The organism is Pseudoalteromonas sp. SG44-1 (assembly GCF_014164315.1).
In the GTDB taxonomy this organism is placed as follows: Bacteria; Pseudomonadota; Gammaproteobacteria; order Enterobacterales; family Alteromonadaceae; genus Pseudoalteromonas; species Pseudoalteromonas rhizosphaerae.
On the sequence record NZ_JACJEW010000099.1, the window covers coordinates 1 to 7,206 of the forward strand.

Annotated in this window: 7 protein-coding genes; 3 read left to right on the forward strand and 4 right to left on the reverse strand. The window is 41.8% G+C overall.

Annotation, left to right across the window (positions count from 1 at the left end):
- Positions 1 to 265: 265 nt before the first annotated feature.
- Positions 266 to 970 (reverse strand): 2OG-Fe(II) oxygenase, encoded by a 705-nt coding sequence (locus H5187_RS22265; RefSeq protein WP_145238009.1) that lies wholly within the window; start codon positions 968 to 970, stop codon positions 266 to 268.
- Positions 971 to 1,001: 31 nt separating this feature from the next.
- On the opposite strand from H5187_RS22265, the gene H5187_RS22270 reads away from it, so the two are divergent.
- The gene (locus H5187_RS22270) at positions 1,002 to 1,400 is read left to right on the forward strand and encodes a thioesterase family protein (RefSeq protein ID WP_182718911.1); all 399 of its coding nucleotides are present in this window, start codon (positions 1,002 to 1,004) and stop codon (positions 1,398 to 1,400) included.
- Between the two features lie 7 nt (positions 1,401 to 1,407).
- Here H5187_RS22270 and glpD read toward each other — a convergent pair whose 3' ends face one another.
- From glpD to H5187_RS22285, 3 genes are all read right to left on the reverse strand, one after another.
- A complete protein-coding gene (glpD, locus tag H5187_RS22275; RefSeq protein ID WP_182794429.1) occupies positions 1,408 to 2,901 on the reverse strand; it encodes a glycerol-3-phosphate dehydrogenase in 1,494 nt (497 codons plus the stop codon).
- 47 nt (positions 2,902 to 2,948) lie between these two features.
- Complete coding sequence (gene glpK, locus H5187_RS22280; protein ID WP_182718913.1) at positions 2,949 to 4,451, reverse strand: glycerol kinase GlpK; 1,503 nt, start codon at positions 4,449 to 4,451, stop codon at positions 2,949 to 2,951.
- A 175-nt stretch (positions 4,452 to 4,626) separates the two neighbouring features.
- Positions 4,627 to 4,872 (reverse strand): YdcH family protein, encoded by a 246-nt coding sequence (locus H5187_RS22285; protein ID WP_145238021.1) that lies wholly within the window; start codon positions 4,870 to 4,872, stop codon positions 4,627 to 4,629.
- Positions 4,873 to 5,140: 268 nt separating this feature from the next.
- Here H5187_RS22285 and H5187_RS22290 point away from each other — a divergent pair, with 268 nt between their 5' ends.
- Both H5187_RS22290 and H5187_RS22295 read left to right on the forward strand, forming a co-directional pair.
- Positions 5,141 to 5,722 carry an aminodeoxychorismate/anthranilate synthase component II gene (locus H5187_RS22290; protein ID WP_182718914.1) on the forward strand — a complete coding sequence of 194 codons (582 nt, stop codon included), beginning with the start codon at positions 5,141 to 5,143 and terminating at the stop codon, positions 5,720 to 5,722.
- A gap of 57 nt (positions 5,723 to 5,779) precedes the next feature.
- Entirely contained in the window at positions 5,780 to 6,940 is a 1,161-nt protein-coding gene (locus tag H5187_RS22295; protein WP_145238027.1) for an HDOD domain-containing protein, read from the forward strand.
- Positions 6,941 to 7,206 lie beyond the last annotated feature (266 nt).

The following is a 7,206-nucleotide window of genomic DNA, read 5'->3' on the forward strand; positions in this document are numbered from 1 at the left end:
GTATCTTCTACGCTCAGGGCCTTTGAAAGCTTTTGGTTGTATTGCATTCACGCCGCGTTCTACGCATTGGTTGCATGCATTACCATACCATCGAAGAGCTAGATAAGATTTTTGATTTGTTTGATGAACTGATTTAATGCTATAAGTCATAAGCTGTAAGTTTTAAGCGACCATAGCGCTTAGTAAGCCTTTACATAAAATCCGAATTGAGTTGATTTTTGGCTTATCGCTTACCGCTTACCGCTTACCGCTTACCGCTTACCGCTTAGGCCTGTGGCTGCCCGTATATTTGTTCTGCGCGGTTAAACAGCACCCACGACGTTAAAATATATTTATCATTCGACACAGGTTTATTACCGCGATGAGTATGAGTAAAGTAGCCTGGGGCAATCACCATAGTGCCTTTTTTCGGAGCTATCTTACGATTTTGATAATAAAACTCGGTTTCACCGCCTTCTTCAACATCGTTTAAATAAAACATAAATAACAATACTCGATGCAGTGCTTCGTTATGGTGTAACTGTGGGTACACTTCACTATGCCAATACGGGTAGCCGCCTTTGTTAACTTCGTATTTTTGCGCTTGGATATTACCGAGTCGAAAAATTTGCTGTACCAATAAAGGTAATTGCGGTTTACCTACCTCGTCAAAATTAGCTTGCGTTAAATCAACAGGTTGTCCTGTTTGGGGGTGGTACACTTTTAAACCAAACGCCCCAATCATTATAAAAATATGTTCTTCAATGTAGTTAAAAACATATTGTGCAGTAGTTTGTTGAATATGTTTTAATTGCTCAGCGTATTCAGGATGATTGTTTAAGTGTAAGTCGTGGCTATCTTTTTTATTAAGATCTATGCCGCCTGATGTCATCCCTTGTTTTATATGCGGGCTTTGCGAAAAGGTGGTGATAAAGTTATCGCAAAAGTCATTACTGAGCGCGTTGTCATACACGCGGATAAAGTCCGTCATGAGTTACCTGTTTAATTATTATTGGATTATTATGTTTACTGAAAAAGTGATGCCGCGCTTTAGCGAAACGGATGCACTCGGACACATCAACAATACCGTACTCCCTGTTTGGTTTGAAGCCGCACGTGCACCTATTTTTAAATTTTTTACCCCCGATTTAAATCCTCACGATTGGAAGCTTATTATTGCTAAAATTGAGGTGTCGTTTGTAGGTGAGTTGTTTTACTCGCATGAAGTAAGTATTAAAACATCGGTAGAGCATATTGGCAGCAGCTCATTTGTGCTTCGCCAAGAGGCGTGGCAGCAAGATAAATGCTGCGCAATCGGTAAAACAGTGCTGGTACGTTACGACTTTGCCGCTAAAGCTAAGCAAGCTTTATCTAGTATTGAAAAAGCAGCCTTAAATGAGCATTTTATTGCAGCTTCTTAATGTGTAGTTAGTAATTTAAGGTGCGCAAGTAGTTATCTAAAGCGGTGACTTGCGCTTTACTAAAGCGTAGCCCGAGCTTTGTTCTACGCCACAATATGTCATCGCTGGTTTTTGCCCACTCTTTGGCAATTAGGTAATCGACTTCTTGAGCGTATAGACCATGGCCAAAATGACAACCTAAGTCAACCAATGCACTGCAATTACCTAGCAGTGCATTAGTTAGCGTGCCATAGGAGCGTACCAGCCTATTTAATAATAACTCAGGCAACCAATTGTATTTTACTTGTAGTTGCGTTATTAACGTCGCTTTTTCACTAAAATCTCCGCCTGGTAACGGCGCGCTTTTTGTCCACGCTTCAGTCATATGAGGATAAAATAGCGCGAGTTTGTCCACAGCATTTTCTGCCAGTTTTCGATAAGTAGTTATTTTTCCGCCAAACACACTTAACAAAGCAGCCTGATTATCATCATTATTTAATATCAGCTTATAATCGCGGGTTACAGCTTGAGCATCTGCTGAGTGGTCATCGAGTAATGGCCGTACGCCACTGAATGTATGTACTATATCAGTCGCTTCAATCGGAGTTTTAAAGTAATGATTAGTAATATTGATTAAGTAACTAATTTCTTGTTTGCTAATTTTTACATCTTTAATGTTGCCGGTATATTCTTCATCAGTAGTGCCAATGAGAGAATAGTCATCTTCAAAGGGAATGACAAAAACAATACGTTGATCTTCATTTTGGAGAATATAGGCACATGGCTCGTGATGAATACGTGGCACCACGATATGGCTGCCTTTGACTAAGCGAATATGCTGTGGTGATGGCTGAATAAATACATTATCAAACAATGAAGCAACCCAAGGGCCTGCGGCATTAACAATGCATTTGGCTTTGATTTGTAGTTGCTGCTGGGTCGTTTGTTGCGCTAGAGTTACATCCCAATGTTCAATATTGCGCTGTGCCTTTATACAACGAGTACGTGTTGCTATGGTTGCTCCGTGTTGTTCGGCGGCAAGGGCGTTTAAGATCACTAAACGCGCGTCATCTACCCAGCCATCAGCATATTCAAACCCTTGTGTAATTGATGCATTTAGCACACTGTCTTTTGTGAAAATAATCGACTTGGAAGCGGGTAGCGTGTCTCGTTTTCCTAGATGGTCGTAAATAAATAATCCTAGGCGGATCATCCATGGCGGCCGCAAATGTGACTGATGAGGAAGCCTAAACGAGAGCGGCCAAATAATATGCGGTGCTTTTTTTAATAACACTTCACGCTCTAGCAATGCTTCTTTTACTAACCTAAATTGATAGTGCTCTAAATAGCGCAGCCCGCCATGAATAAGCTTACTGCTGTTTGATGAGGTGGCTGAGGCTAAATCGTCTTGCTCACACAATAATACTTTCAAGCCTCTACCACTTGCATCTGCTGCAATACCAGCACCATTAATGCCACCGCCAATGACAAGTAAATCATATTCGTTATCGAGTAACTGCACGGGTGAACCTTAAAGTTAGTTGTTAATGCCAGATTATATTAACGCGATTAGCCGTCATTCTGCGGATTATTAGCAAGCGTCACTTGCGCAATACAATGTAGCCATTTTGCATATAAATCGTTACGCTCATCGCTGCTCATTGTTGGCTCAAAGCGGCGGTCACATCGCCACATAGTTGCCAGTTGCGCTGTTGATTCATAAACACCACTTTGCAGGCCTGCTAAATAGGCGACGCCAAGCGAGGTGGTTTCGGTTAAGGTGGGCCGCTCAACACTCGCACCTAAAATATTAGCTAAAAACTCCATAGCCCAATTATTATTAGCCATACCGCCGTCAACGCGCAATATGCTGGGGCGCAAGCCATCCCCTTCCATCGCTTTTTGTAAATCTTTAGTTTGATAACCCACTGATTGCAAAGCTGCAGCGACAATCGTACTAATACCTGAATCTCGAGTAAGCCCTAAAATAGCACCTCGGGCATTGGCATCCCAATAGGGAGCGCCTAAACCTGTAAAAGAGGGCACTAAAAATACCCCATGATCTAAGGGAACACCTTTGACGAGGGCTTCACTTTCTCCCGCGCTTTCTAATAATTTCAAGCCCTCTACAATCCACTGCATGGTGGCACCTGCCATAAAAATACTGCCTTCAATGGCATACGTAGGTTTGCCGTTAAGTCTATATGCGATGGTGGTTAATAAGCGATTGTTTGACTTTAGTGCTTTATCGCCGGTGTTAAGCATTAAAAAACAGCCTGTTCCGTAGGTGCTTTTTGCCATACCTTCTTCAAAACAAGCTTGGCCAATTAAAGCGGCTTGCTGATCACCCGCTATGCCGCTAATTGGAATTTCACCACCAAATAACTCGCTGCTAGTAACACCAAAGTCAGCCGCTGAGTCCATTACTTCAGGTAGCATCGAGGCTGGAATATCAAATAAGGCGAGTAAGTCTTCATCCCAGCATTGCTGGTGAATGTTAAACAGTAATGTGCGAGAGGCATTGGTTGCATCGGTTTTGTGTACTTTACCATCGGTTAATTGCCATAGTAAGTAGGTGTCTACCGTACCAAACGCCAGCTCATCTGCTTGTGCTTGCTCTTTAGCGCCAGTGACGTTATCTAAGATCCAACGAATTTTGGTGGCAGAAAAGTACGGATCGAGTAATAAGCCGGTTTTATCATTGACGGTTTTACTGTGCCCAGCATCGCGCAAACTATCACAGTACTGGCTAGTGCGTCGGTCTTGCCACACAATCGCGTTGTAAATAGGTTGCCCGGTTTTTTTACTCCACACTAAGGTGGTTTCTCGTTGATTAGCAATGCCTATGGCAATAATGTCGGCAGCCGTTACCCGTTGCTGCGCCAATACGTTTTTAACGCTCGCTAATACGGTTTGCCAAATATCTACAGGATCGTGTTCAACCCAACCATTTTGCACAAAGTGCTGCGGGAAAGTTTGTTGGGCTGTGCCAAAAACCTCGGCATCTTTGGTGTATAAGATGGCGCGAGAGCTCGTCGTTCCTTGGTCAATCGAGAGTATGTATTTGCACATAAAATATAATGTTATTTAACTTAGATAAAGATAGCTTGTCTCTAAGCTAAACGAATAGCAATGCTTTTGCACCATAATGGATGTAATTTTAGGCAAATAGGATGAGTGAAAGGGAGTTAACGCTCAGTGCTGGCGCTTAGTTTTAAATAAGCGCCAGATATATATAATATAATTATTAGTTGGCAGCATCAGCTAATTGCTGATGGAGCCAATCTTTTAATGCCATTCTATCGTGTTTTAATTGATGCATTGCTTCATCATCAATAGGGGCATCTTGTAACTCCAGGACACGGATTTCTTTATCAATTGCATTGTATTGCTTTGCCCTTGCCGCGAACTCTTCATTATCAGTGTTGAGCTTAGTGATTGTGCTTTGGTATTCAGGGAAATCTTTAGTTAATGAATGATCTTCGCCTAACATAGGTCGCTCCTTATTAAAGCGTGTTACATATTAATCTCGATAGATAAACACGCATGGGTTTTAGTCAAATTAAATGCTCTGAGGCGTTTTGCCAATACAATAGAGCTTGGGCTGATTTAAAATAAATCAACATCAATCTCAGTATTATCGTTATTAAAGTAATTTCCCTTTGCCTGAATACAAAACACTGACACTCGTGCGGGCTTAAGTTAGAATATGAACGCAGGCAGTTGCCTGCAAACAATTTCTATTTTGAGTGCTTTATTACATGCTTTTAATGATCGATAACTACGACTCGTTTACCTACAATTTGGTACAGTATTTTCAACGTTTAGATCAAGAGGTGCTAGTAAAGCGCAATGATGAGATCTCGGTTAGTCAAATTGCCCAGTTAAACCCTCAGCATATCGTGATATCTCCCGGCCCATGCTCACCAAATGAAGCGGGTATATCTTTGGAGCTTATTGAGCAACTAAAAGGTCAATTTCCAATTTTAGGTATTTGTTTAGGTCATCAAACAATAGCACAAGCATTAGGTGCGAACATTGTTAGGGCAAAGCAAGTGATGCATGGCAAAACATCGCCAATTTATCATGCTAATCAAGGTGTATTTGCCGGCTTACCAAATCCATTAACAGTTTGCCGTTATCATTCGTTGGTTGTTGAACAAGATAGCATTCCTGATGAGTTGCAGATCACCGCTTGGACCGAAACTGAAAGTGGCCAGTTAGATGAAATAATGGGCTTAGTTCATAATAGCTTAGCGTTAGAGGGGGTACAATTTCACCCAGAGGCAATTTTAACGCAGCGAGGACTTGAATTACTTGCTAACTTTTTAACTCGGTTCTAGGCTTATGCTAACAAACGTAGTAGCTTCCCTTAATTTATTTATAAAAGATAACTATTAATGACAGATGAAATACGCCAACAAAGGACAGCTAAGGCATTAGAGCAACGAGCCCATGATTTGTTGCTTGGACATAGCTTTGCGCAACGTCAAATTGGCTATATTCATACTCTAGATATAAATTATGGTGAGGCGATGAAGCAGCGCACCTTACTTGAGGTTGAAGTTGCTGCGCAAAAAATACGTAAACTCTCCAGTACTTCGCATCATAAGTACCGCGCTCAAGCCAGCCAGCAGTTACATCAAGTTATTGATACCGCCATGAACAAGCAGTTAGCCGATATTGATACGGTACTACATGAAACCATTGGTATTGAAGATAATGTCCCCGCGATTTTAGACATACTTGCGGTAAAATCAGCATCGGTAGGGCGCCTTGAGCCATTAGTTAAAGATTTAACTTGGTTAGGACGTGAGTTAGTTGCTTTTGTGAATTTGCCTTATTATCGCGCGCAGCGCAATAAACATACTTCGGTAAAAGTTGATAATCCCTCTTTAGCTCTGCGTTATATTGGTTTAGACAACTTACAGTTTGTAGTGCCTACCTTTGCGGTACGTCATTGGATGCCACACAGCACCGAACCATTTCCATTATTGAAGCGTCGCCTACGCGATAACTCAATGGCTTGCGCGATTGCGGCGCAAGAGTTGGCTAAGCTCAATGGTATTAATGAAGTACATGCATTTACTTTGGGTATGTTACTCGATGTTGGCAAGATAGCTTTGATTCGACTCTATTTACGTACATTCGAACGAGTGTGGCAGCGCAAAGTAACCCTTGCCCGAGAAGACCAACATAAAGATCTTCACACCGCATTGTTAGAGTTAAAACCTGATCCGTTATTTTTAAGTACTTTACTTAATCAGCATGCGCTAAAAGTCACGGCGACGGTGATTGATAAAATGGCGTTTCGGTATTTACCTTTTAATGCTGTGTTATCGCAGTTGATTAATGGTGTGTCCAAAGGGGATTCACTATTGCCATTAGCGATGTTAATGCAAAAGGCACGTTGTTATAGTCAATGTGTTACTTTGAGCGAACATCAGCTGGTGGAAAGTGATGAAAAATCACTCTGGTTTGATTACGTTGGGTTATCAAAACAGGAACTAGAGCAGCTTGAAAAAACCAATTTGCAGCACTTTCATATTAAAATTGACTAGGGCGTGTTTATCTTTCGAGGTTGAATTTGCAGCAGTGTGTTTGGTATTTAGGCAAGGCAGAGCCTATGTAGTGTGGTTGTTCCCCATAAATAGGCGATAACGCAGCATCAATGCCAAACACGCGCTGCCCGAAGGGTTCTTCCTAGGGGCGATTAACTCTTTGTTACTTACATGGATGTAAGTAAGGGGCGTGAGCAGGACGCGGAAGCTTTGCTCAATTTTTACTTAGCCCACTAGGTTACAAATCTCGCGCCGTGATTAAATCG

Bases quoted from the DNA above. Each gene is read 5' to 3' on its own strand.
- H5187_RS22265 (WP_145238009.1), bottom strand. From the start codon at position 970: ATGACGGACTTTATCCGCGTGTATGACAACGCGCTCAGTAATGACTTT.
- H5187_RS22270 (WP_182718911.1), top strand. From the start codon at position 1,002: ATGTTTACTGAAAAAGTGATGCCGCGCTTTAGCGAAACGGATGCACTC.
- glpK (WP_182718913.1), bottom strand. From the start codon at position 4,451: ATGTGCAAATACATACTCTCGATTGACCAAGGAACGACGAGCTCTCGC.
- H5187_RS22285 (WP_145238021.1), bottom strand. From the start codon at position 4,872: ATGTTAGGCGAAGATCATTCATTAACTAAAGATTTCCCTGAATACCAA.
- H5187_RS22290 (WP_182718914.1), top strand. From the start codon at position 5,141: ATGCTTTTAATGATCGATAACTACGACTCGTTTACCTACAATTTGGTA.
- H5187_RS22295 (WP_145238027.1), top strand. From the start codon at position 5,780: ATGACAGATGAAATACGCCAACAAAGGACAGCTAAGGCATTAGAGCAA.